Raw genomic sequence first — 1,373 nt, 5'->3', positions numbered from 1 at the left:
GTCGTCCTGTCCTGGAAGGGCGAGGCCCGCGAGATCTTCGTCCAGAAGCTCGACGAGTGGGACCGCTCCGCCCAGGACCTGCAGATCGCCGCGTCGGCCTCGGCCAGCGCCTCCGGGGCGAGGCCCGCCGCCATCAGCACCTCGCAGCGCCGGACCGACAGCATGTACGTCGGCGTGCCCAGCTTGGCGTACCGCTCCTCGGCCTCGTCCAGCAGCCGCAGCGCCACCGGGATGTCCCCGGACCGGAACGCGGCGAGCCCCCGGCTCTCCACCGCGTCCGCCTTGTCGTGCTCCTGGCCCGTGGTGTCCCACAGCCGCTCCGCCGACGTGAAGTCCGCGACGGCCCGGTCCACCGCGCCGAGCGCCAGATGCACCGTGGCCCGCAGGGTCAGCGCCCGCGCGGTCCAGATGTCGTCGGCGACCTGCCGCAGCACCGGCAGCGCCCGCCGTACGTCCTCCAGCGCCTCCTTGTGATGCCCCAGCACCCACCACACATAGGCCCGCCGGTACAGCACCCGGGCCCGGGTGTGCCCGGTGCCCCGGGCCACACCCCGCTCGAACGACGCGAGCCCCTGCCGCGTGCGCCCCGCGTGCACCAGTGCGACCCCCAGCGTCGCGAGCACATCCGCCTCACGGTCGGCCGACTCGGCGCGCGCGGCCAGGTCCCGGGCCCGCCGCAGATGCCGCAGCGCCACCCGCAGATCGCCGAAGTCCCGCTGCCAGATGCCGAGTACCTGGTGGGCGACGCTGGCGTGCAGCGGCGGCGGAACGGCATCGAGCACCTGCTCCGCGCGCGCCCGGGCCTCGCCCGGGTCGGCGAACACCATCGGCAGCAGTTCGAGCACCGACTCGCTTCCCGCTGTCACGCCTCGCATGGTAGTGGCCTGCTGTATCAGACGGTGGTCCCGCGGCTCTCACTGTCGACACCGTCCCGAGGGGGAGGACACGCATGGCACCTCAGCGATTCCACGAGCAGTTCGACCACATCCAGCGCTCGATGCCGGACGTCCCACTGGCCATGGGCCCGGACGACGACGGCCACTTCCTGTACGAGAGGGGTGTCGTCCTCGCCCGGACCGGCGAGGAGGCCCGGGTCGTCGAGGACACCGTGCGCGCCCACTTCACCGAGACCCGGGGACTGCTCCCCGAGCACGTGCGCCGCATCGGCGAACACGACCGCACCGGCGTCACCCGCATCCGGGTCGGCGACCCGGGCCTCGGCGACGAGACCGTCCCGCACGCCCTGCGCGCCCTGCGGGAGGCGGAGGAACGCCGGGGCGGCATGACTTCCCCCCCTTGTTGTTCATGATCCGGGGGGTGGTGTCACCGGGTCCGGAGGCATCGACGGACCGCTGATGAGGGGCTTGAGCACC

The 1,373-nt window shown here is 73.3% G+C and carries 1 protein-coding gene and 1 pseudogene; one reads left to right on the top strand and one right to left on the bottom strand.

What is annotated here, in order from left to right; genetic code table 11:
- Window positions 1–875, bottom strand: an 875-nt coding sequence (locus tag ACWEN3_RS46610) for a tetratricopeptide repeat protein (RefSeq protein ID WP_452984514.1), incomplete at its 3' end; no start/stop codon positions are given.
- A 74-nt stretch (window positions 876–949) separates the two neighbouring features.
- Here ACWEN3_RS46610 and ACWEN3_RS46605 point away from each other — a divergent pair.
- Window positions 950–1,279, top strand: a pseudogene (locus ACWEN3_RS46605) (S8/S53 family peptidase); the annotation flags it as partial.
- Window positions 1,280–1,373: the final 94 nt, after the last annotated feature.

The sequence above is a fragment of the Streptomyces sp. NPDC004561 genome, assembly GCF_053602155.1.
This window is presented reverse-complemented; position numbering and strand designations above follow the sequence as displayed.